Origin of the sequence: Mycobacterium sp. 852014-50255_SCH5639931 (assembly GCF_001665605.1) — a bacterium.
Taxonomy (GTDB): Bacteria; Actinomycetota; Actinomycetes; order Mycobacteriales; family Mycobacteriaceae; genus Mycobacterium; species Mycobacterium paraffinicum.
Map to the genome: position 1 here is coordinate 215,245 of NZ_LZSV01000035.1, position 21,351 is coordinate 236,595.

Consider the following 21,351-nt stretch of genomic DNA (forward strand, 5'->3'; position numbering starts at 1 on the left):
GGCCCAGAACGCTCCCACTCTACACGGGCGGACTTGGCCCGAAAGCAGGCCCGGGTCAGCGGCGCAGACCCAGGCGCTCGACCAGCGAGCGGTACCGCTCCACGTCGATCTGGGCGACGTACTTGAGCAGCCTGCGACGCCGGCCGACCAGCAGGAGCAGGCCCCGCCGGGAGTGGTGATCGTGCTTGTGGACCTTCAGGTGCTCGGTCAGGTCGGCGATCCGCTTGGTCAGCAGCGCGACTTGCGCCTCCGGGGAACCCGTGTCGGAGTCGTGCAGGCCGTAGGTGCCCAGGATTTCCTTTTTTTGCTCGGCTGTCAGCGCCACGAAAACATCTCCATCAATCGGTGCCGCGAAAAAAATTCGTACGTGGCCACCGCGGACTGCAGCACACGCCATATCCGGGGGGCGAGTCTATCAGCGGCTCCGATGTCCACTGAAATCGCAGGCCAGCTCCCACCACTTGACAACCTACAACCATTTGGTTGTAGGTTAATCGGGTGACCGTAGACGTAGAGGATCGGGTGGACGCCCTCTTTCACGCGCTCGCCGACCGGACCCGGCGCGACATCATGCGCCGGACGCTGGCCGGGGAACACTCGGTTTCCTCGCTCGCCCTGAAATACGACATGAGCTTTGCGGCCGTGCAGAAGCACGTGGTCGTGCTGGAGAAGGCCGGCCTGATCAAAAAACGCCGAAACGGTCGCGAGCAGTTGGCCAGCGGTGACGTGGCGGCGGTGCGGTCGGTCGCCGGCATGCTCACCGAGCTGGAGCAGGTTTGGCGGGGCCGCATCGCCCGCATCGACGAACTCATCTCGACCGACCCAACCAAGGAGGACTGACCATGCCCGTCACCGACGTCAAGCATGACCCGGACGCCCTGACGCTGACCATCACCGCCGACTTCGCCGCCCCGGTGCAGCGCATCTGGCAGATCTACGCCGATCCGCGTCAACTGGAGAAGGTGTGGGGACCGCCGTCGCACCCGGCGACCGTGGTGAACCACAGCCTCACGCCGGGAAGTCGCACGACCTACTTCATGACCGGTCCGGACGGCGAGAAGTACGCCGGCTACTGGGAGATCACCGCCGTCGACGAGCCGAACAGCTTCTCGTTTCTCGACGGGTTCGCCGACCTGGACTTCAACCCGAACCCCGACCTGCCGGTCGCGGAGAACACCTACACCTTCACCGAGCACGGCGGCGGCACGCGCGCGATCTACGTGTGCACCTTCGGATCCGCCGACGATCTTCAGCGAGTGCTGGATATGGGCGTCGTCGAGGGCTCCACGTCGGCCATCAACCAGATCGACGACCTGGTTGCTTCCTGAAGCTGCGGCCGTTCAGTCCTGCGCCGAGAGCATCTTGCGCGCCCGGTCGGTGTCCTTGCCCATCGCGTCGATCAGCTCCTTCACCGAGTCGAACCTGCGCTGACCGCGGATGCGGGCGACGAAGTCCAGCGCCACGTACTGGCCGTAGAGGTCGGCGGTGGTGTCCAGGACGAAGGCCTCGACGGTGCGCGTGCGCCCGGAGAAGGTCGGGTTGGTGCCCACGGACACCGCGGCCTGGTAGCGCTCGCCCGGGACGACGGTGCCGGTCACCGGTCCGTGCCCGAGCAGGGTGAACCAGGCGGCATACACGCCGTCGGCCGGGATCGCCGAATACATAGGCGGCGCCACGTTGGCGGTCGGGAATCCCAGCTCCATGCCCCGCCCCTCGCCGCGGACAACGACGCCCTCGACGCGATGCGGACGGCCCAGCGCCTCCATGGCCGCCACCACGTCACCGGCGTCCACGCAGGACCGGATATACGTGGACGAATACGTCACGGTCTCGTTGCTCAGGTGCTCGCTGAGCAGTGACATCGACTCCACCGCGAAGCCGAATCGCTCGCCTGCGCGCCGCAGGGTCTCGACGTTGCCGGCCGCCTTCTTGCCGAAGGTGAAGTTCTCCCCCACCACGACCTCGACCACGTGCAGGTGTTCCACCAGCAGCTCATGGACGTAGCGCTCCGGCGTGAGTTTCATGAAGTCGCTGGTGAACGGCATCACCAGGAAGACATCGATGCCCAGCTCCTCGACGAGTTCGGCGCGGCGGGTCAGCGTCGTCAGCTGCGCGGGATGGCTGCCCGGGTAGACGACTTCCATCGGGTGCGGATCGAATGTCATCAGCACGGTCGGCACGTTGCGGGCGCGCCCGGCCTTGACGGCATGCGCGATTATCTCCGCGTGGCCCCGGTGCACGCCATCGAACACCCCGATGGTGAGCACGCATCTGCCCCAGTCCGTGGGAATCTCGTCTTGGCCGCGCCACCGCTGCACGACCGCAAGCCTACGGCCCGCCGCGGGCCGCCGGGAGATCCGCCGGCGCGAGGGTGTCGAGGAGCACACGATCAGGCTTGGGTTGCCTAAACTTTCTCGGTGTGAGGGCTGACGAAGAGCGTGGCGGTCTCACCGCGGTCGGCCAGGACTATCTCAAGGTCATCTGGAATGCCCAGGAGTGGTCCCGGGAGAAGGTCAGCACCAAGATGCTGGCCGAGAAGATCGGGGTCTCCGCCAGCACGGCCTCGGAGTCGATCCGCAAACTCGCCGAGCAGGGCCTGGTCGATCACGAGAAATACGGGGCCGTGACCCTGACCGAGGCGGGCCGGCGGGCGGCGCTGGCGATGGTGCGCCGGCATCGGCTGCTGGAGACCTTCCTGGTCAACGAGCTCGGCTACGGCTGGGACGAGGTGCACGACGAGGCCGAGGTGCTCGAACACGCGGTGTCGGATCGGCTGGTGGCCCGCATCGACGCCAAGCTCGGGTTCCCGCAACGCGACCCGCACGGGGACCCGATCCCGGCCTCCGACGGGCAGGTGCCCACGCCGCCGGCCCGCCAGCTGTGGGCGTGCGGCGACGGAGACACCGGAACGGTGGCCCGGATCTCCGACGCCGACCCGGAGATGCTGCGCTATTTCGCCGACGTCGGCATCAACCTCGATTCGCGACTGCGGGTCCTGACCCGCCGGGAATTCGCCGGCATGATCTCGGTGGCGATCGAAGCCGGCGACGGCGCGGAGACGACGGTCGACCTGGGCAGCCCGGCGGCCCGGGCGGTCTGGGTGGTGGGCTAGCTCAGGGCTAGCGCTCCGCGCGCTGGTACGCGGTGACGACGGCCGCGCCGCCCAGCCCGATGTTGTGTTGCAGTGCGGCGCTGACGTTGTCGACCTGACGCTTGTCGGCGGTGCCGCGCAGCTGCCAGGTCAGCTCGGCGCACTGCGCCAGCCCGGTCGCGCCCAGCGGATGCCCCTTCGAGATCAGGCCGCCCGACGGGTTGACCACCCAGCGTCCCCCGTAGGTGGTGTCGCCGTTGTCGATCAGCTTCGGCGCCTCGCCCGGGCCACACAGGCCGAGCGCCTCGTAGAGCAGCAGCTCGTTGGCCGAGAAGCAGTCATGCAGCTCGATCACCTGGAAGTCCTCCGGGCCGAGCCCGGACTGGCCGTAAACCTGTTGCGCCGCTTGCACATTCATGTCATAGCCGATCAGGTTCTTGGCGCTCCCGTCGAACGTCGACGCGAAGTCCGTCGTCATGGCCTGGCCGACGATCTCCACGGCCTGGGCGGCCAACCCGTGGCGGTCGACGAAGCCCTCCGAGGCCAGGATCGCCGCGCCGGAGCCGTCGGACGTGGGCGAGCACTGCAACTTGGTCAGGGGGTCGGAGATCATCCGCGCCGCCAGGATGTCCTCGAGCGTGTAGGACTCCTGGAACTGCGCGAACGGATTGTTGACGGAGTGCTTGTGGTTCTTGTAACCGATCTTGGCGAAATGCTCTGCGGTGCTGCCATATTGGCGCATGTGCTCGCGGCCGGCGGCACCGAACATCCAGGGCGCGACGGGCATCGCGAACTCGTCGATCTCGGCCATCGCCTTCACGTGCTTGCCCATCGGCGATTCGCGGTCCTGGAAGCCGCCGCTCAGCGGGCCGGGTTGCATCTTCTCGAAGCCGAGCGCGATGGCGCAGTCGACGATCCCGCCGCGGATCGCCTGGGCCGCCAGGAACAGCGCGGTCGAGCCGGTCGAGCAGTTGTTGTTGACGTTGACGATCGGGATGCCGGTCATGCCCAGCTCGTAGAGCGCCCGCTGCCCGGACGTCGAATCGCCGGCGACGTAGCCGACGTAGCCCTGCTGCACCTCGCGGTAGTCGATCCCCGCATCGGTGAGCGCGTTCGTCCCGGACTCGCGCGCCATGTCCGGGTAGTCCCAGCCTTCACGGCGGCCCGGCTTCTCGAACTTCGTCATGCCGACGCCGACGACGTAAACCTTGTTAGACATCTTTGTCCCTTTCCAACGGCCAGGCCCCCAGTGTGCAACTTAACCCCGCCGGCCCCTCGATGGGGACCCTCGAAGCCCGCTACAGCGTCGCCGGGCGGATGACAACCACCGACTTGGTGCGTGCGCCCTCGTCGCGCAGCAGTGCGATCACCCGGCCGTCGGCGTCGCAGGCGGCGTAAACACCGTCGATGCCGGCAGGCGCGAGCGCTCGCCCGTTGGCCGCCGAATCGGCCTCCCCGGCGGTCAGGTCGCGGCGCGGGAAGATCAGCAGGCACGCCTCATCCAGGGTCAACGACAGGCCGGGCCGCTCGGCCAGGTCGTCGAGTTGGCGGGCCTGCTGCAGGGTGAAGCGGCCGACCCGGGTGCGCCGCAGCGCCGTCAGGTGCCCGCCCACGCCGAGCGCGGCGCCGACGTCGCGGGCCAGCGCGCGAACGTAGGTTCCCGACGAGCAGTCGACCTCCACATCAACATCGATGACGCCGTCGACGTCGGATCCGGGCCGAACATCGAGCACCTCGAACCGGTCGATGCGTACCGGCCGGGCCTCGAGTTCGACGGTCTGCCCCTCGCGAACCAGCCGATAGGCGCGCCGCCCGTCCACCTTGATCGCGCTGACCGCCGACGGCACCTGCTGGATGTCCCCGCGCAGGCAGGCGACCGCGGCCGCGATCGCCTCGCGCGTCAGGTGCGCGGCCGAGACGCTGTGCAGCACTTCCCCTTCGGCGTCCTCGGTGGAGGTGGTCTGGCCCAGCCGGATGGTGGCGGTGTACGACTTGGCGGCCGCCGTCAACAGGCCGAGGATCTTGGTGGCGCGGTCGACGCCGATCACCAGCACGCCGGTGGCCATCGGATCCAGCGTCCCGGCGTGCCCCACCCGGCGGGTGGCGAAGATGCGGCGGCAGCGTCCCACCACGTCGTGGCTGGTCATCCCGGCCGGCTTGTCGACGACGACCAATCCCGGACCAGGCCCCGCACTCATAGCACGATGGCGGTCAGCACCAGTCCCCGCTCGACCGACCACCGGCCCCTCAGCGCGGTCAGCGGTGGGCCGTCGAGGGTCTGCCCGTCGATCAGGATCTTGGACACGAACACCCCGGTGGTCTCCCCGTCCGGCGGGTCGAGGTCGAACACGATGTGGGCGTCCTCGAAACCGAGCCAGCGCTTGGTCAACGGGAACCAGGCCTTATACGTTGCTTCCTTGGCGCAGAACAGGATTCGGTCCCAATGCAGGCCGGCGGGCAACGTCGTCATCTCGTGTCGCTCCTCGGGCAGGCTGATCGCGTTCAGCACGCCGTCCGGCAGCACGTCGTGCGGCTCGGCGTCGATGCCCACCGAGCGCACCGCTTCGGTGCGGCCCACGACCGCGCCGCGATAGCCGGTGCAGTGGGTGAGGCTGCCCACCACGCCGTCGGGCCAGCACGGTTCGCCCTTCTCGCCCTTGAGGATCGGCACCGGCGGCAGCCCGAGCTCGCCCAGCGCGACCCGGGCGCAGTGCCGGACGGTGACGAACTCGTTGCGCCGCTTGGCAACCGACTTGGCGATCAGCGGCTCCTCTTCGGGCAGGGGAACGAGGTCGGGCGGGTCGGAGTACAGCTCTGAATAGGCGAGCTCGCCCATGTCGGGCAGTACCGAGGAAACCAGCTTGTCCGTCATCGTGATTGCCGCTGCCGCAACCGTTCCCGGAACTGCGCGGCCTGCTGCCGCATCTCGGGAGTGATCTCGAAGTGGCCGCCGAAGTCGTTCAGGTAGCCCGGCGCGTATTGCGGGTCGGGCAGCACCTGGCGCAGCCAGCTGTGCGGCTTGCGGCGCCGCCACTCCCGCGGATATCCCACCGACACTTCCTCGAAGCGCACGTCGTCGTACCAGGTGGTGCGCGGAATGTGCAGGTGACCGTAGACCGAACAGACCGCGTTGTAGCGGGTGTGCCAGTCGGCGGTCTTGGTGGTCCCACACCACAGCGAGAACTCCGGGTAGAACAGCGCGTCGCAGGGCTCGCGGACCAGCGGGAAATGGTTCACCAGGACGGTCGGCGTCATCCAGTCGAGTTGCTCGAGGCGGCTCCGCGTGGTGGCGAGCCGCTCCTGGCACCACGCTTCCCGGGTGGGGTACGGCTCCGGCGACAGCAGGAATTCGTCGGTGGCGACCACGTTGCGCTCCCGCGCGATGGTCAGGCCCTCGGCTTTGCTCGCCGCCCCCTCGGGCAAGAAGCTGTAGTCGTAGAGCAGGAACATCGGCACGATCGTGGCCGGGCCGCCGCGCTCGGTCCACACCGGGAAGGGATGCTCGGGCGTGACGATGCCCAACTCGTCGCACATGTGGACCAGGTACTCGTAGCGGGCCCGCCCGAAGACCTGCACTGGGTCCCGCGTCGTGGTCCACAACTCGTGGTTGCCGGGCACCCAGATCACCTTGGCGAAGCGCCGGCGCAGCAGGTCGAGGGCCCAGCGGATCTCGTCGGTGCGTTCGGCGACGTCACCCGCGACGATCAGCCAATCGTCCGGCGAGGACGGGTGCAGCGATTCGGTGACCGGCTTGTTGCCGAGGTGGCCGGTGTGCAGGTCGGACACGGCCCACAGCGTGGGTTGCCCCCCATTGGTCGATTCCTGCCCCGCATTTTGACCAGCCACGATTAACCAGCCTAATGACCCGCGGTCCGGGGCCGGTTGGGGCCGCGCCTTGCTCGCCGGCATTGGAACGTGTTCTTGTTTATCGGTGACCGTGCGGGAGGCGACTTGTACACTCCCGGCAAGGGCCAGGGAGCCGTCAGGGGGTGTCGTGTTCGCCAAGGTGCGTCTGATCGGGGCGATCGGTGCCGTGGTCGCAGCGGCCATCGCCGGTACGGCCGGGTGGCAGGGCGCCGCGCCGGGGCCTACCGGGGGCGGGCGCGTCGAGCTACGCTCGACGGCGGCGCCGATGGAAACCACGATGAAGAGCCCGATCGTGGCGACCACCGATCCGCGCCCGTTCGACGCGTGCGAGGACATCCCGTTCGACGTCATCCAGCGGCTGGGGCTGGCGTTCACACCGCCCGAGCACGAAGACGGCCTGCGCTGCCACTTCGACGCGGGCAACTACCAGGTGGCCGTCGAGCCCATCATCTGGCGCACCTACGAGGAGTCGCTGCCTCCCGACGCCGTCGAGACCACCATCGCCGGCCACCGCGCCGCGCAGTACTGGGTGCTCAAGCCGACGTATCACAACAGCTACTGGTATTACTCCTGCATGGTCGCGTTCAAGACCAGTTACGGCGTGCTGCAGCAGGCTCTCTACTACTCGACCGTTTACTCCAATCCCGAGGTCGACTGCATGTCGACCGACCTGCAGCGGGCCAACGACCTCGCGCCTTACTACAAGTTCTAAAGCCCACGCGGGCCTTAACCTGGGCACCGTGAGTATCACCTCGACGCGACCCGCCCAGCCCACGCTGCACGCCCTGCGACACCTCGGCGGCAAGGCTGTGGGCCGGCTGCTTGGCCTGCCGCCGGCGACCACCGAGTACACCGTCGAACGCGTCCGGGTGCCTATGCGTGATGGGGTCGACCTGGTGGCCGATCACTACACGCCGAACACCGACTCCCCCGCCGGCACCCTGCTGGCGAGGGGGCCCTACGGGCGCTCCTTCCCGTTCTCCCTGGTGTTCGGCGCGCTGTACGCGGCCCGCGGCTACCACGTCGTGCTGCAGAGCGTCCGCGGCACGTTCGGGTCGGGCGGGGATTTCGAACCGATGGCCAACGAGGCCGCCGACGGTGCCGACACGGTGGCCTGGCTGCGCGAGCAGCCCTGGTTCACCGGCCGGTTCGCCACCATCGGGCTGTCCTACCTCGGGTTCACCCAGTGGGCGCTGATGACCGATCCCCCGCCGGAGCTGGCCGCGGCGGTCGTCATCGTGGGGCCGCACGATTTCAACGCCTCGGTGTGGGGCACCGGCTCGTTCGCGATCAACGACTTTCTGGGCTGGAGCGACATGGTCGCCCACCAGGAGGACCCGGTGCGCGCCCGGTCGGCGCTGCGCCAGCTGCAGAACCGCAGCCGGGTGACACAGGCGGCCCTCGGGCTGCCGGTGGGCGACACGGCCCGGGCGCTGCTCGGTGCGGGCGCGCCGTGGTTCGAGTCGTGGGTCGAGCACACCGACCCGAACGATCCGTTCTGGGACGCCCTGCGCTGCGGCGACGCGCTGGACCGAGTCGACGTGCCCCTGCTGCTGATCGGCGGTTGGCAGGACATCTTCGTCAGGCAGACGCTGCAGCAGTACGAGCACCTGCGCGGCCGGGGCGTCGACGTCGCGCTGACGATGGGCCCCTGGACGCACACCCAGCTGCTCACCACCGGGTTGAGCACCTGCACCCGGGAGTCGCTGGACTGGCTGGGCGCCCACCTCGGTGGCGGCCCCGCCCCGCGCCGGCCCGGCCGGGTCCACGCGTATGTCACCGGCCAGGGTTGGCGCAACGTGGCCGACTGGCCGCCCGCCACCACCGAGCGCGCGCTGTATCTGCGGCCCGGCGGCCACCTCGGTGAAACCGCGCCGACGGACCTGGCGCGGCTGGCGCCGGCGTCTTTCCGCTACGACCCCGCCGACCCGACACCCACCACGGGCGGCCCGTTGCTGTCGCCGAACGGCGGTTACCGCGACGACAGCCGGCTCGCGTCGCGCGACGACGTCCTGGCCTTCACCAGCCTCACCCTCACCCACGACCTGTGCGTCTACGGGACCCCGGTCGTCGAGCTAACGCACGGCGCCGACACTCCCCACGTCGATCTCTTCGTCCGGGTGAGCGAGGTCGACGCCAAAGGCCGGTCGAAGAACGTCAGCGACGGCTACCGGCGGTTGCGGACCGCCAAGAAGTCGTCGAAGGGGACCGTCCGCGTCGAACTCGACGGCATCGCCCACCGCTTCCGCGCCGGCTCCCGCATCCGCCTGCTGATCGCCGGCAGCTGGTTTCCCCGCTACGCGCGCAACCTGGGCACCGACGAGCCGATTCTGACGGGCCGACAGTCCGAGCCGGCCACCCACACCGTGAGCTACGGACGCTCCCGGCTGTTGCTGCCCGTCGGCCCGCTCGACCTGTCAGCCAACGGCGCGGCGGACGCGGGCGGCGACCTCGGCTAGCGATGCCTCGTCATGCACCGGCGGGGCGAGCGGCGCCCGCATGGGCAGCTCCACCCAGCTTTTGCAGCCGCCGTAGTCGGGCATCCGGGTGATCTCCACCGGCTCGGCCAGCGGGTGCACCGACACCACCAGCACGGCGAGCTTGTGCTTGGGGCGGAAGTCGAGCCGGTCGGCGCGGACCGACTCGGGGGTCCAGATGTGCAGGTCCTCGATTTCCGCTAGGCGGTCGGGTTGGTTAACCGCCACGGCGGCAACGACTTTCGCTGCCGCCCGGATCACCAGGCGGTCCTCGGTGCTGTCGGCGGCGGCCGCCTCGAGCAGGTCGCGATGCTCGGGCCGCACGCGCTCCGCATGGCTGTGCGCGACCGTCGGGAACAGCAGGAACTCGGAAGCGGCCAGCTCGAACCGCTTCTCCCCGATGCCGCCCTTGCGCAGCAGCACCCGCTGGCGACCGTCCAGCAGGGCGTGCACGGCGGCGCTCCACTCCTTGAGGGCGGGCATGGTCGCGGTGAGCGTCATTGCGCCCCGGCCAGCCGGGCGACCACCTCGGGCCTTCGCAACGGCGGGACGGACTTGGGCGGCTGACGCCGCGGGGGCAGCGCCGCCAACAACCGCGTCGTCGTCTCGGTGACCTCGGCAACCGCCGCCTCGAAGGCGTCTGCGTTCGAGGCCGACGGTCGGGTGATCCCGCTGACCTTGCGCACATACTGGCGGGCCGCCGCCGCGATCTCCTCGGCGGTGGCCGACGGTTGCAGCCCGCGCAACTCGGTGATGTTCCGGCACATGCCTCAACGATAGGCGCGGCCGGCGACCCTTTACGGTGATCGCATGAGCGACGACATCCTGCTGATCGAAACCGACGAGCGGGTGCGCACCCTGACCCTCAACCGGCCGCAGTCCCGCAACGCGCTGTCTTCGGCGCTGCGGGATCGGTTCTTCGGGGCGCTGGCCGACGCGGAAACCGACGGCGCCGTCGACGTCGTCATCGTCACCGGCGCCGACCCGGTGTTCTGCGCGGGCCTGGATCTCAAGGAGTTGGGCGGTTCCTCGGCGCTGCCGGACATCTCCCCGCGGTGGCCACCGCTGAGCAAGCCGGTCATCGGTGCGATCAACGGCGCCGCGGTGACCGGCGGGCTGGAGCTGGCCCTGTACTGCGACATCCTGATCGCTTCGGAGAACGCCCGTTTCGCCGACACCCACGCCCGCGTCGGCCTGCTGCCCACCTGGGGACTGAGCGTGCGGCTGCCGCAGAAGGTCGGCGTCGGCCTGGCCCGCCGGATGAGTATGACCGGGGACTACCTGTCGGCCACCGACGCGCTGCGCGCCGGGCTGGTGACCGAGGTGGTGCCGCACGACCGGCTGTTGCCCGCCGCCCGCGCAGTGGCGGCGTCGATCGTCGGCAATAACCAGGACGCGGTGCGCGCGCTGCTGGCGTCCTATCACCGGATCGACGACTCGCAGACCAGCGCGGGGCTGTGGCTGGAAGCGATGGCAGCCCGCCAGTTCCGGACCAGCGGCGACGACATCGCCGCGAACCGCGAGGCGGTGCTGCAGCGGGGACGGGCGCAGGTCCGCTAGCCGCGGCGGCCTTGTCGATGATCCAATTTCCGCCGGCCGCGCCGTGGCGACGACCGACCGCGGAAATCGTCGCGACCGTGCTGCTCTTCGTCGCGGAGCCGGCGGTCAGCGCCGTTTTCATCGCACCTTCGCCGGGACCGTCGTCATCGGGGGCGGGATTGCGCTGGCGCTGCTGGTGTCATGCATCGGGGCGCTGGTCGCAGGCCCGCGCCGTCGAGCCGGAATGTGGAAATGGCCGGCGTTGCGCCTGGTCATCGGCGTTGTGTCACTTCTCATCGCCGCTGGCTTGTGGGTGAACTGAGGGCAACCAATACGATCAGCTGATGCGTTTGGTCGTCGACGTCATCGGGAGGCTGCTCGCGTGCGCCGTTGCGCTCGCCGCGGCGGTAACGATCGCGGGTCCCGCGCCGCGCGCTACCGCGCAGCCGCCGGCGGGATTTCCCAACCTGGACGGTTTCACGCCCGTCCCGGCGGACGGCTACGTCACCAGCAGCGGCCCGGGCACTCCGCCGCGGATCAGTTTTTCTACCCCGTACACCCTGGCCTGCGACTTCTATGGCGGACCGGCGCCCGCGCCGCAGCCGTCACAGGACATCAAGTGCAAGGGCGACATGCCCGGCATCGACGACGTTCCGGTTCTCGGCGGGCGCCCGCACCCGGGCGATTGCCTGGTGGGTTCCGCCGAGTTCAAGGGACCGGGTTACCAGTTGAGCCGCATGTCCTACGGCGGATGTGACGGCAACCCGGCCACCCTGCCGCCGGGCGGCAAGTTGTTGGGCGCGGGTCAGAAGCTGACCTACCTGAACGTCACGTGCGCCGTCGGAGCCGACAACCTCGTCGCCTGCCTGGACACCACCAGCGGAGACCACGGGTTCGTGCTGCAGCGGGCGGGCAGCTGGGCGTTCTAGCCCGCCCGGCGACGCAGCAGCTCGCGCAGCGAGGTGCGGAGAAGTCGGGCAATCAGCCCAGGGCCGCACGCAGCGACGCGACCGCGTCGTCGATCGGCCCGCTCGTCGAATAGCCGGCGGCCAGCCTGTGGCCGCCCCCGCCGAACGCGGACGCGACCGCCGCCAGGTCCACGTCGGCCTTGGCGCGCATCGACACCGACCACTGCTGCGGGTCGACCTCCTTGAACACCGCGGCCACCTCGGCCTGCTGCGTGGTGCGCACGATGTCGACGATGCTTTCGACTTCCTCGGGGCGCGAAGTGACCCAATCCTGGTGTCCGACAATGGCATACACCAGCCCACGACCACCGGCCGCCTCGGGCAGCAGGTGCGCCGAGCCCAGCACGCGTGACAGCAGCGGCAGCCAGGTGAAGGGATGGCTGTCCATCAGCGTTCGGCTGACGGCGGCGTTGTCGACGCCCGTCTCCACCAACCGGGCCGCCAGTCGAAGCGCACGGGGGGTGGCCCAGCGGAACGACCCGGTGTCGGTCGTCAGCCCGGCGTAGATGCAGTGCGCGACGTCCGGTTCGATCGGCTTGTCCCACGCGTCGAGGATGTCGGCAATCATCATCGTGGTCGAATCCGCCGACACGTCAACGAAGTTCGCGGTCCCGAACAGCTCGTTGGAGGCGTGGTGGTCGATCACCAGCGACTCGCGGCCGGGACCGGTTAGATCACTCAACGCGCCCAGCCGCTTCACGCTCGGAACATCCACGGTGACAACCAGATCCACGTCGCGCCGCATCTCGTCCGCACCGACCAGCAGGTGACAACCGGGCAGCGACGACAGCGACTCCGGCAGCGTCGCCGGCTCGGCGAAACCGACCTCGACGCTTTTGCCGCACTTGTCCAGCACCAAAGCCAGCGCCAGGCCCGCGCCGATCGTGTCGGCGTCGGGATGGACATGGGCGACTACCGCGATAGTCGCGGCGTCCGAAAGCAATTCGACCGCGCCGCGGGCGTCAACGCGTCCCCCGGCTCCCGCGGCGCGGGCCAGCTCAGTCTTCGCGTCGGTCGTCGTCACCGGTGTCCTCATCACTAGACCCCCGGTAGGGATCGGCCTCCCCCGCCGGCTTGGCCCCGGAACGAACCCGCGCCAGATCGGCGTCGGCGGCGCGGGCACGCGCCAGCAACTCGTCCATCCGCTGCACGGTGTCCAACGTGGTGTCGCGGGTGAAGGTCAGCGTGGGCGTGAATCGCACGCCGGTGCCCGCCCCCACCAGAGTGCGCAGCGCGCCTTTGGCCCGTTCCAGTGCGGCCGCCGCGGCGGCGTAGTCCGGCTCGTCGTCCAGGGTGCGGCCCATCACGGTGTAGAACACCGTCGCATCGTGCAGGTCGGCGGTGACCTTCGTGTCGACGATGGTCACCCCGTCCAGGCCGGGATCCTTGATCTCGAACTCGATCGCCGAGGCGACGATCGTGTTGATGCGTTTGGCCAATCGGCGCGCCCGGGCCGGGTCGGCCATCAGGCGCGCTCCTTCTCGACGAGCTCGTAGGACTCGATGATGTCGCCTTCCTTGATGTCGGAGTAGCCCAGCGTCATACCGCACTCGAAGCCCTCGCGGACCTCGGTCACGTCGTCCTTCTCCCGTCGCAGCGAGTTGATCGTGAGGTTCTCGGTGACCACGACGTTGTCCCGCAACAGGCGGGCCTTCGCGTTGCGCCGCACCACCCCGGAGCTGATCATGCAGCCGGCGATGATGCCCACCTTCGAGGACCGGAAGATCGCGCGGATCTCGGCGCGACCCAGCTCCTTCTCCTCGTAGATCGGCTTGAGCATGCCGCGCAGGGCCTTCTCGATGTCGTCGATCGCCTGGTAGATGACCGAGTAGTACCGGATCTCGACGCCCTCGCGGTTGGCCAGCTCCGTCGCCTTCCCTTCGGCGCGCACGTTGAAGCCGATGATCACCGCGTCCGACGCCGACGCCAGGTTGACGTTGGTTTCGGTGATGCCGCCGACGCCGCGGTCGATGACGCGCAGTTCCACCTCGTCGTCGACCTGGATGCCCATCAGGGCCTCCTCGAGCGCCTCGACCGTACCGGCGTTGTCGCCCTTGAGGATCAGGTTCAGCTGGCTGGTTTCCTTCAGCGCCGAGTCCAGGTCCTCCAGGCTGATCCGCTTGCGCGACCGCGCCGCCAGCGCGTTGCGCTTGCGGGCGCTGCGCCGGTCGGCGATCTGGCGGGCGATGCGGTCCTCGTCGACGACGAGGAAGTTGTCACCGGCGCCGGGCACCGACGTGAAGCCGATGACCTGCACCGGACGCGACGGCAGCGCCTCCTCGACGTCGTCACCGTGCTCGTCGACCATGCGGCGGACGCGACCGTAGGCGTCGCCGGCCACCACAGAGTCGCCGACGCGCAGCGTCCCGCGCTGCACCAGCACCGTGGCGACCGGGCCGCGGCCGCGGTCCAGGTGCGCCTCGATCGCCACACCCTGGGCCTCCATGTCGGGGTTGGCCCGCAGGTCCAGGGCGGCGTCGGCGGTCAACAGCACCGCCTCTTCGAGCGCCTTGATATTGGTGCCTTCCTTGGCGGAGATGTCGACGAACATCGTGTCGCCGCCGAAATCCTCTGCAACCAAGCCGTATTCGGTGAGCTGGCCGCGGATCTTCGCCGGGTCGGCGCCCTCCTTGTCGATCTTGTTGACCGCCACCACGATCGGCACGTCGGCCGCCTGCGCGTGGTTGATGGCCTCCACCGTCTGCGGCATCACGCCGTCGTCGGCGGCGACCACCAGGATCGCGATGTCGGTGGCCTTCGCGCCGCGGGCACGCATGGCGGTGAACGCCTCGTGACCCGGGGTGTCGATGAAGGTGATCGGCCGCTCGGTGCCGTCGAAGTCGACGGACACCTGGTACGCACCGATGTGCTGGGTGATGCCCCCGGCCTCGGCCTCGCGCACGCTGGCGTTCCGGATGGTGTCCAGCAGCCGGGTTTTACCGTGGTCGACGTGACCCATCACGGTCACCACCGGCGGCCGGGTCTGCAGGTCTTCCTCGGTGCCCTCGTCCTCGCCATAGGTCAGGTCGAAGGATTCCAGCAGCTCGCGGTCCTCGTCCTCCGGACTGACCACCTGGACGACGTAGTTCATCTCGCTGCCCAGCAGCTCGAGCGTCTCGTCACCGACGGACTGGGTGGCGGTCACCATCTCGCCGAGGTTGAACAGCGCCTGCACCAGCGAGGCCGGGTTGGCGTTGATCTTGTCGGCGAAGTCGCTCAGCGACGCGCCGCGGGCCAGCCGGATGGTCTCGCCGTTGCCGTGCGGCAACCGCACGCCGCCGACGACCGGCGCCTGCATGTTCTCGTACTCGGCGCGTTTCGCCCGCTTGGACTTGCGACCACGCCGGGGCGCACCGCCGGGACGGCCGAACGCACCGGCGGCGCCGCCGCGCTGACCGGGACGGCCGCCGCCGCCACCGCCACCGGGACGGCCGCGGAAACCTCCCGCACCGCCACCCCCGGGTGGGGCGCCGACTCCGCCGCCGCCGCCGCGGTAGTTGCCGCCGCCGCCGTCACGGCCGCCGGGACCGCCGGGACGGCCACCGCCGGGTCGCGGGGCGCCGGGCCGGGCCGGGCGGCCTTGACCTGCGGCACCGCCGGGACGGGGCGGCATGTTGCCGGGCGAGGCGCCGGGGCGCGCGCCCCCGGGCCGGGGCGCCCCGGGGCGGGGCACCGGGCGCGGGATCGGCCGGTCGACGGGTTGCGCGGAAGAGAACGGGTTGTTGCCGACGCGCGGGGTGCGGACGCCGGGCTTCGGCGCCGGACCCGGGCGCGGACCCGGCGTCATGCCGGGGTGGGGGCCGGGCTGGCCGGCCGGCTGCCCGGGGGCGGGCGGCGTCGGCTGTCCGGGTGAGGGGCGGCCGGGCACCGGACCGGGTTGCGCCGGCGCTTCCGCGGGCGCGGCCGGGGCCGCTTGGGCGGCGGCGGTCGTCGTCCCGCCTGCGGCTTCGCCGTTGGCCTCGCCATTGCCGATGGCCTTATCGAGTGCCTGGTCAAGCGATTTGTCCGGACCCTTGGCCGGAGCCTTGGCGGCCGCCTTGGCCGCCGTCTTCTGGGCAGCCGGCTTGCCGCCCCCGAAGGATTCACGCAGTCGACGAGCGACCGGCGCTTCCACGGTTGACGATGCGGATTTTACGAATTCGCCCTGTTCATTCAGCCGGGCGAGAACTTCCTTGCTGGTAACACCGAGTTCCTTGGCCAACTCGTGTACGCGGGCCTTACCTGCCACTACATCTCCTGTCTAAGAGGCGACAGTCGTGGGGCCGCGCCTCGGGTTTAGCTATGACGCATGGTCATCGGGACTTCACGGTGTGCTCATGTTCTTTGCTACCTGTTCTGTTGCCGTGCTGGTCGAGCGATTCCACGTGCTCGACCAGCGCGGATGTGTCCGGTGGACGGTCGATGCGCAGCGCCCTGGTGAGAGCCCGCCGCCGAATCGCCTGTTGCACGCACTGCGGTACGGGATGCAGCCATGCACCCCGCCCCGGCCGGTTGGCCCTCGTGTCAACGATCACGGCATATTCGCCGTTCCCGTCCGACACAGCCACCACGCGAAGCAGTTCGACGGCCAGCTCTCGCTTTCGGCACCCGACACACGTCCGGACAGGTCCGTCCACACGCCTGTGCGCCCGGACCGAAGGCTCACGCTGGATCACGGCTCAGTCTAGCGTCACTTATCCGATGGTCAGAACCGCCCAAGGGTGCGCGCGGGGATCCGCTAGCGGTCGTGCGCCATCCCGTGGGTGGCCCCGTGTTCGGGATGGCTCTCCGAATGCGACTCCGATCCCCCCGGCGTATCGCCGCGGATGTCGATGCGCCACCCGGTGAGGCGTGCGGCCAACCGCGCGTTCTGGCCCTCCTTGCCGATGGCCAGGGACAGCTGGAAGTCGGGCACCACCACGCGCGCGGCGCGGGCGTTCGGGTCGATGATCGACACGGAGACCACCTTGGCCGGCGACAGCGCGTTCGCCACAAAACGAGACGGGTCCTCGTCGTAGTCGATGATGTCGATCTTCTCCCCGGAAAGCTCGCTCATCACGTTGCGGACCCGCTGGCCCATCGGGCCGATGCAGGCCCCTTTCGCGTTCAGCCCGGGAACGTTGGACTTCACCGCGATCTTGGAGCGGTGGCCGGCCTCCCGGGCCACCGCCACGATTTCCACCGACCCGTCGGCGATCTCGGGGACTTCCAGGGAGAACAGCTTGCGGACCAGGTTGGGATGCGTTCGGGACAGCGTGATCAGCGGCTCCCGGGACCCGCGGGTCACGCCGATGACGTAGCAGCGCACCCGGTTGCCGTGTTCGTAGCTTTCGCCGGGCACCTGTTCGGCCGCCGGGATCACGCCTTCGGAGGCCTTGGTCTCGCTGCCCATCCGGACGACGACCAGGCCGCGGGCGTTGGCGCGGTTGTCCCGCTGAATGACGCCCGCGACGATCTCGCCCTCGCGGGTGGAGAACTCACCGTAGGTGCGCTCGTTCTCCGCGTCCCGAAACCGCTGCAGCATTACCTGACGGGCGGTGGTGGCGGCGATGCGGCCGAAACCCTCGGGGGTGTCGTCCCATTCGCTGATGACGTTGCCGTCCTCGTCGGTCTCGCGGGCGACGACCTTGACGGCGCCGGTCTTGCGGTCGATCTCGATGCGCGCGTCGTTCTGGTGGCCCTCGGTGTGCCGGTAGGCGGTGAGCAGCGCCGACTTGATCGTCTCGAGCAGCTCGTTGACCGAGATGCCGCGATCCACCTCGATGGCGTGCAGCGCGCCCATGTCGATGTTCATCAGCGCCGCTCCTCTTCATCGCTACGCTCTGCATCGTCGCCGGCGCGGTTCATGCTCCGGCCTCCGTCCTGTCGGCCTGGCCCGCCAGGTCCAACTCCGCTTGGGCTGGGGGCGAAAACTCCACCTGGACAACGGCTTTGGCGATATCAGCGAGCGGCAATTCGCGCACCCGGTAGTCCCGTCCTGCGCGGACCACCAGCGCGACGGTCTCGCCGCGCGTCTCGCCGACGCGACCGGTCAGTCGCGCACCGTCAGCGAGAATGACGTCGACCTTGCGGCCGCGGGCGCGACGGAAATGCTTCGCACTGGTCAGCGGGCGGTCCACGCCCGGCGAACTCACCTCGAGCACATAGCGGTCCGCGACGTCGTCGAGGCCGTCCAGCAAAGCCGACGCCGAGCGCGACAGCGTCGCGATGGTGTCCAGGTCGAGGGCTTTGTCACCGTCGGCGACGACCATGATCCGCGGCGGACGCGTCCGGGCGTCGATGACCACGTCTTCGATCTCGTATCCAGCGCGCGCGAACTCGTCACCGAGTAGCTCGATCACCTGCGTCTGCGATGGTAGCCCGGTGGTCACGGCGAGCTCCTCATCTTGAGTTGTTCGGTCAGCTGGAGGGCGTCGCCGCCCCGTTGCACTGCGGGCGGCTCCAGTGTCCTGGCGGAACGCGAAGGCTGCCGTTCCGCGAGAGCAGCTATCAACGATACGCCAGGAATCGCGTCTGACGGCCGGATCGCGTCCTGGCCTCGTACCCGCCCCCGCACCGATGGCAGGATGTGTTTGTGTCTAGCGCATTTCCGGTCGTCAACCGGCGGGGCGTGCTCGCCGGCGGCGCGGCTCTAGCTGCGCTCGGGGTGGTGACCTCCGCCTGCGGCGAGTCCCCGCCCAAGCCCCCGTCCGTCGAAGAGCTGCTGGGGCCGCTGGACCAGGCTCGCAAGGACAGCGCGCTGGCCGGTGCCGCCGCGGCGGCCGTCGGCAATCCACCGCAGATCGCCGCCGCGCTGGCGGTGGTCGCGAGTCAGCGTGCCGCGCACGCCCGCGCCCTGTCCACGGAGATCTCGCGGGCCGCCGGCAAGATCACCGCCTCCTCGACCAGCGAGACGACGGGCCCCAGCCCGAGCCCCGCCGAACCGGCGGGGCCGCCGCCGCCTCCGCCGCCGGTGTCCGACGTGATCAACGCCTTGCGTGCCTCGGCGGACAGCGCCAGCCGATTGGTGGCGGGCGAATCCGGCTACCGCGCGGGGTTGCTCGCCTCGATCATCGCGTCCTGCACCGCGTCGTACACGGTCGCCCTGGTGCCCGGGGGCCCGTCGATATGAGCTCCGGCAAGGACGCGGACAACGCGGCGCTGTGCGACGCGCTGGCCATCGAACACTCGACGATCTACGGCTATGGCATGGTCTCGGCGTTGTCGCCGCCCAGCGTCAACGGCCTGGTGGTGGAAGCCCTGTCCCAGCACCGCCAGCGCCGCGACGACGTGATCGCGATGCTGACCGCCCGCAAGGTCAACGCGCCGGTCGCCGCCCCCGGCTACCAGTTGCCGATCCTGGTGGGCAGCGCGGCGGATGCGGCGCGGCTGGCGGCGCGGATGGAAAACGATGGCGCGTCGGCCTGGCGCGTGGTGATCGAGCACGCCGAGACGGCCGACGACCGCGCGTTCGCCGCCACGGCACTGACGCAAAGCGCGGTGATGGCCGCTCGGTGGAACCGGGTGCTGGGCGCCTGGCCCATCACGACGAGCTTTCCCGGCGGAAACGACTAGCGGCGCAAGGGTTTTCAGAACTACCCGGTCAGGGCGGCCGCGACGTCGGTGGCCAGCGACGGACCGGTGGCCAGCTCGCGCGTCTGTCCGCTGAAGCGGTCGCGCAGTTCCACCACGCCGTTGCCCCAGCCGCGCCCCACCACCAGGATCCATGGCACGCCCAGCAACTCGGCGTCCTTGAACTTGACCCCCGGTGATGCTTGACGGTCGTCGAGCAGCACCTCGACGCCCAACCGGTCCAGGTCGGCGGCCAGCGCGGTGGCCCCGGCGCGGGCATCCGCGTCTTTGTTGGCGATCACCAGGTGGACGTCGAACGGCGCGACCGAAGACGGCCAGCGCAGGCCCAGCTCGTCGTGGTGCTGCTCGGCGATCACCGCCACCATCCGCGACACGCCGAGGCCGTAGGACCCCATGGTCAGCCGCACCGGCTTGCCGTCCTCACCGAGCACGTCGGCGGCGAAGGCGTCGGTGTATTTGCGGCCGAGCTGGAAGATGTGCGCGACCTCGATGCCCCGGGCCGACACCAGCGGGCCGGCGCCGTCGGGAGACGGATCGCCGTCGCGCACCTCGGCGGCCTCGATGGTGCCGTCGGCGGTGAAATCCCGGCCGGCCACCAAGCCGACGACGTGCCGGCCGGGCTCGTCCGCCCCGGTGATCCAACTGGTGCCATCCACCACCCGTGGGTCGACGAGGTAGCGAACGCCGTTGTCCCGCAGCGCCTTCGGGCCGATATAGCCCTTCACCAGGAATGGGTATTTGGTGAAGTCGGAGTCGTCGAGCAATGCGTAGTCGGCCGGTTCCAGCGCGGCGCCCAGCCTCTTGTCGTCGACCTCGCGGTCGCCCGGCAGGCCGATGGCCAGCAGCTCCCACTCCCCGCCGGGCTGGCGCACCTTGAGCAACACGTTCTTCAGCGTGTCCGCGGCGGTGACCGTGCGGCCCAGGTCGGCCGTGTTGGCCCAGTCCACCAGGGTGGCGATGGTCGGGGTGTCACCGGTGTCGTGGACCACCGCCTGGGGCAGTCCATCCACGGGCTTGGCCTCCGGGCGGGCGGTGACGACCGCCTCGACGTTGGCCGCATACCCGGATTCCAGGCAGCGCACGAAGGTGTCTTCACCGACCGGACTTTCGGCCAGGAATTCCTCGGACGCGCTGCCGCCCATCGCCCCCGATACCGCGGACACGATCACGTAGCGCACCTTTAGCCGGTTGAAGATGCGTTGGTAGGCCTCCCGATGCGCGTGATAGGCGGCCTTGAGTCCGGCGTCGTCGACGTCGAAGGAATAGGAGTCCTTCATCAGGAACTCGCGCACCCGCAGGATCCCCGCGCGCGGCCGCGCCTCGTCGCGGTATTTGTTCTGGATCTGGTAGAGCAACACCGGAAAGTCTTTGTAGGAGCTGTATTCACCCTTGACGGTCAGCGTGAACACCTCTTCGTGCGTCGGCCCCAGCAGGTAGTCGTTGCCGCGGCGGTCCTTGAGCCGGAACACGCCGTCGCCGTATTCGGTCCACCGGTTCGAGGTCTCGTACGGCGCGCGCGGCAGCAGGGCGGGAAACAGGATCTCCTGCCCGCCGATCGCGTTCATCTCCTCGCGGACGATGCGTTCGATCTTGCGCAGCACCCGCAGCCCCAGCGGCAGCCAGCTGTACAGCCCGGGCGCGATCGGCCGGATGTAGCCGGCCCGGATCAGAAGTTTGTGGCTGGGCACTTCGGCGTCAGCGGGATCGTCACGCAACGTGCGCAAGAACAGTTCGGACATCCGGGTGATCACAGCGGGCCAGCCTAACTTGTCAGGGATAGGCGCCTGGCAGCCGAGGACCCACGCAAGGCTCCGCGAATCTGATACCACCGGCGCTATCGAATGCGGCGCAACGATCT

At 69.5% G+C, this 21,351-nt stretch carries 24 protein-coding genes; 9 read left to right on the forward strand and 15 right to left on the reverse strand.

Features of this window, described 5'->3' with window-relative positions:
- Positions 1 to 55 precede the first annotated feature (55 nt).
- Entirely contained in the window at positions 56 to 325 is a 270-nt protein-coding gene (rpsO, locus tag A5758_RS21985) for a 30S ribosomal protein S15 (RefSeq protein ID WP_067199669.1), read from the reverse strand.
- 173 nt (positions 326 to 498) lie between these two features.
- On the opposite strand from rpsO, the gene A5758_RS21990 reads away from it, so the two are divergent.
- Together A5758_RS21990 and A5758_RS21995 are read left to right on the forward strand one after the other, a co-directional pair.
- Positions 499 to 840 carry a helix-turn-helix transcriptional regulator gene (locus A5758_RS21990; RefSeq protein WP_067744414.1) on the forward strand — a complete coding sequence of 114 codons (342 nt, stop codon included), beginning with the start codon at positions 499 to 501 and terminating at the stop codon, positions 838 to 840.
- Positions 841 to 842: 2 nt separating this feature from the next.
- Entirely contained in the window at positions 843 to 1,328 is a 486-nt protein-coding gene (locus A5758_RS21995; protein WP_067744417.1) for an SRPBCC domain-containing protein, read from the forward strand.
- 12 nt (positions 1,329 to 1,340) lie between these two features.
- On the opposite strand, the gene A5758_RS22000 is transcribed toward A5758_RS21995, so the two are convergent.
- A complete protein-coding gene (locus A5758_RS22000; RefSeq protein ID WP_067199509.1) occupies positions 1,341 to 2,318 on the reverse strand; it encodes a bifunctional riboflavin kinase/FAD synthetase in 978 nt (325 codons plus the stop codon).
- Between the two features lie 101 nt (positions 2,319 to 2,419).
- On the opposite strand from A5758_RS22000, the gene mntR reads away from it, so the two are divergent.
- Positions 2,420 to 3,112 carry a manganese-binding transcriptional regulator MntR gene (gene mntR / locus A5758_RS22005; RefSeq protein ID WP_067199512.1) on the forward strand — a complete coding sequence of 231 codons (693 nt, stop codon included), beginning with the start codon at positions 2,420 to 2,422 and terminating at the stop codon, positions 3,110 to 3,112.
- Between the two features lie 7 nt (positions 3,113 to 3,119).
- Here mntR and A5758_RS22010 read toward each other — a convergent pair whose 3' ends face one another.
- The 4 genes from A5758_RS22010 to A5758_RS22025 form a co-directional block, all read right to left on the reverse strand.
- Entirely contained in the window at positions 3,120 to 4,310 is a 1,191-nt protein-coding gene (locus A5758_RS22010; protein ID WP_067199516.1) for a lipid-transfer protein, read from the reverse strand.
- 79 nt (positions 4,311 to 4,389) lie between these two features.
- Positions 4,390 to 5,289: a tRNA pseudouridine(55) synthase TruB gene (truB, locus tag A5758_RS22015; RefSeq protein ID WP_067744419.1), complete on the reverse strand. Its 900-nt coding sequence runs from the start codon at positions 5,287 to 5,289 to the stop codon at positions 4,390 to 4,392.
- Positions 5,286 to 5,963, reverse strand: coding sequence for a 4'-phosphopantetheinyl transferase (locus A5758_RS22020; protein WP_067199535.1), 678 nt, complete (start codon positions 5,961 to 5,963; stop codon positions 5,286 to 5,288). Before A5758_RS22020 ends, truB begins: the two co-directional genes overlap by 4 nt.
- Positions 5,960 to 6,937 carry a metallophosphoesterase gene (locus A5758_RS22025; protein WP_067744422.1) on the reverse strand — a complete coding sequence of 326 codons (978 nt, stop codon included), beginning with the start codon at positions 6,935 to 6,937 and terminating at the stop codon, positions 5,960 to 5,962. Before A5758_RS22025 ends, A5758_RS22020 begins: the two co-directional genes overlap by 4 nt.
- Before the next feature lie 148 nt (positions 6,938 to 7,085).
- Here A5758_RS22025 and A5758_RS22030 point away from each other — a divergent pair, with 148 nt between their 5' ends.
- Entirely contained in the window at positions 7,086 to 7,670 is a 585-nt protein-coding gene (locus A5758_RS22030) for a DUF3558 domain-containing protein (RefSeq protein WP_067199544.1), read from the forward strand.
- A 28-nt stretch (positions 7,671 to 7,698) separates the two neighbouring features.
- Positions 7,699 to 9,417 (forward strand): CocE/NonD family hydrolase, encoded by a 1,719-nt coding sequence (locus tag A5758_RS22035; RefSeq protein ID WP_067744424.1) that lies wholly within the window; start codon positions 7,699 to 7,701, stop codon positions 9,415 to 9,417.
- Here the strand turns inward: A5758_RS22035 and A5758_RS22040 are convergent.
- Both A5758_RS22040 and A5758_RS22045 read right to left on the reverse strand, forming a co-directional pair.
- Positions 9,376 to 9,936, reverse strand: a complete 561-nt coding sequence (locus A5758_RS22040) for a DUF1802 family protein (RefSeq protein WP_067744427.1) — start codon at positions 9,934 to 9,936, stop codon at positions 9,376 to 9,378. The two genes, A5758_RS22035 and A5758_RS22040, sit on opposite strands and share 42 nt — an antisense overlap.
- Positions 9,933 to 10,202: a DUF2277 domain-containing protein gene (locus A5758_RS22045; RefSeq protein ID WP_067199556.1), complete on the reverse strand. Its 270-nt coding sequence runs from the start codon at positions 10,200 to 10,202 to the stop codon at positions 9,933 to 9,935. The genes A5758_RS22040 and A5758_RS22045 overlap by 4 nt, the downstream gene beginning before the upstream one ends.
- A 43-nt stretch (positions 10,203 to 10,245) precedes the next feature.
- On the opposite strand from A5758_RS22045, the gene A5758_RS22050 reads away from it, so the two are divergent.
- Positions 10,246 to 10,995, forward strand: a complete 750-nt coding sequence (locus tag A5758_RS22050) for an enoyl-CoA hydratase (protein WP_067744430.1) — start codon at positions 10,246 to 10,248, stop codon at positions 10,993 to 10,995.
- Between the two features lie 323 nt (positions 10,996 to 11,318).
- Positions 11,319 to 11,903 carry a hypothetical protein gene (locus A5758_RS22060; protein ID WP_067744435.1) on the forward strand — a complete coding sequence of 195 codons (585 nt, stop codon included), beginning with the start codon at positions 11,319 to 11,321 and terminating at the stop codon, positions 11,901 to 11,903.
- A gap of 52 nt (positions 11,904 to 11,955) precedes the next feature.
- On the opposite strand, the gene A5758_RS22065 is transcribed toward A5758_RS22060, so the two are convergent.
- The 6 genes from A5758_RS22065 to rimP form a co-directional block, all read right to left on the reverse strand.
- Positions 11,956 to 12,966 carry a bifunctional oligoribonuclease/PAP phosphatase NrnA gene (locus tag A5758_RS22065; protein ID WP_156622743.1) on the reverse strand — a complete coding sequence of 337 codons (1,011 nt, stop codon included), beginning with the start codon at positions 12,964 to 12,966 and terminating at the stop codon, positions 11,956 to 11,958.
- On the reverse strand, positions 12,941 to 13,408 hold the full coding sequence (rbfA, locus tag A5758_RS22070) for a 30S ribosome-binding factor RbfA (protein WP_067199571.1): 468 nt from the start codon (positions 13,406 to 13,408) through the stop codon (positions 12,941 to 12,943). Before rbfA ends, A5758_RS22065 begins: the two co-directional genes overlap by 26 nt.
- Positions 13,408 to 16,170 carry a translation initiation factor IF-2 gene (infB, locus tag A5758_RS22075; protein ID WP_067744441.1) on the reverse strand — a complete coding sequence of 921 codons (2,763 nt, stop codon included), beginning with the start codon at positions 16,168 to 16,170 and terminating at the stop codon, positions 13,408 to 13,410. The genes rbfA and infB overlap by 1 nt, the downstream gene beginning before the upstream one ends.
- A 64-nt stretch (positions 16,171 to 16,234) precedes the next feature.
- Positions 16,235 to 16,597 (reverse strand): YlxR family protein, encoded by a 363-nt coding sequence (locus tag A5758_RS22080; RefSeq protein WP_197504015.1) that lies wholly within the window; start codon positions 16,595 to 16,597, stop codon positions 16,235 to 16,237.
- Between the two features lie 62 nt (positions 16,598 to 16,659).
- Positions 16,660 to 17,715 (reverse strand): transcription termination factor NusA, encoded by a 1,056-nt coding sequence (gene nusA, locus A5758_RS22085; protein ID WP_067199578.1) that lies wholly within the window; start codon positions 17,713 to 17,715, stop codon positions 16,660 to 16,662.
- Positions 17,716 to 17,764: 49 nt separating this feature from the next.
- A complete protein-coding gene (gene rimP / locus A5758_RS22090) occupies positions 17,765 to 18,292 on the reverse strand; it encodes a ribosome maturation factor RimP (RefSeq protein WP_067744444.1) in 528 nt (175 codons plus the stop codon).
- 203 nt (positions 18,293 to 18,495) lie between these two features.
- Here rimP and A5758_RS22095 point away from each other — a divergent pair, with 203 nt between their 5' ends.
- Both A5758_RS22095 and A5758_RS22100 read left to right on the forward strand, forming a co-directional pair.
- Complete coding sequence (locus A5758_RS22095) at positions 18,496 to 19,032, forward strand: hypothetical protein (protein ID WP_067744732.1); 537 nt, start codon at positions 18,496 to 18,498, stop codon at positions 19,030 to 19,032.
- Positions 19,029 to 19,475 carry a ferritin-like domain-containing protein gene (locus A5758_RS22100; protein ID WP_066946437.1) on the forward strand — a complete coding sequence of 149 codons (447 nt, stop codon included), beginning with the start codon at positions 19,029 to 19,031 and terminating at the stop codon, positions 19,473 to 19,475. The genes A5758_RS22095 and A5758_RS22100 overlap by 4 nt, the downstream gene beginning before the upstream one ends.
- A gap of 20 nt (positions 19,476 to 19,495) precedes the next feature.
- Here A5758_RS22100 and A5758_RS22105 read toward each other — a convergent pair whose 3' ends face one another.
- Positions 19,496 to 21,244 carry a proline--tRNA ligase gene (locus A5758_RS22105; RefSeq protein ID WP_067744447.1) on the reverse strand — a complete coding sequence of 583 codons (1,749 nt, stop codon included), beginning with the start codon at positions 21,242 to 21,244 and terminating at the stop codon, positions 19,496 to 19,498.
- Between the last annotated feature and the right edge of the window lie 107 nt (positions 21,245 to 21,351).

What these genes read in the sequence shown, in the direction of transcription:
- A5758_RS22020 (WP_067199535.1), bottom strand. Translation starts at nt 5,963, where the DNA reads ATGACGGACAAGCTGGTTTCCTCGGTACTGCCCGACATGGGCGAGCTC.
- rbfA (WP_067199571.1), bottom strand. Translation starts at nt 13,408, where the DNA reads ATGGCCGACCCGGCCCGGGCGCGCCGATTGGCCAAACGCATCAACACG.
- A5758_RS22100 (WP_066946437.1), top strand. Translation starts at nt 19,029, where the DNA reads ATGAGCTCCGGCAAGGACGCGGACAACGCGGCGCTGTGCGACGCGCTG.
- A5758_RS22010 (WP_067199516.1), bottom strand. Translation starts at nt 4,310, where the DNA reads ATGTCTAACAAGGTTTACGTCGTCGGCGTCGGCATGACGAAGTTCGAG.
- A5758_RS22050 (WP_067744430.1), top strand. Translation starts at nt 10,246, where the DNA reads ATGAGCGACGACATCCTGCTGATCGAAACCGACGAGCGGGTGCGCACC.
- A5758_RS22060 (WP_067744435.1), top strand. Translation starts at nt 11,319, where the DNA reads ATGCGTTTGGTCGTCGACGTCATCGGGAGGCTGCTCGCGTGCGCCGTT.
- nusA (WP_067199578.1), bottom strand. Translation starts at nt 17,715, where the DNA reads ATGAACATCGACATGGGCGCGCTGCACGCCATCGAGGTGGATCGCGGC.
- A5758_RS21995 (WP_067744417.1), top strand. Translation starts at nt 843, where the DNA reads ATGCCCGTCACCGACGTCAAGCATGACCCGGACGCCCTGACGCTGACC.
- truB (WP_067744419.1), bottom strand. Translation starts at nt 5,289, where the DNA reads ATGAGTGCGGGGCCTGGTCCGGGATTGGTCGTCGTCGACAAGCCGGCC.
- A5758_RS22040 (WP_067744427.1), bottom strand. Translation starts at nt 9,936, where the DNA reads ATGACGCTCACCGCGACCATGCCCGCCCTCAAGGAGTGGAGCGCCGCC.
- A5758_RS22045 (WP_067199556.1), bottom strand. Translation starts at nt 10,202, where the DNA reads ATGTGCCGGAACATCACCGAGTTGCGCGGGCTGCAACCGTCGGCCACC.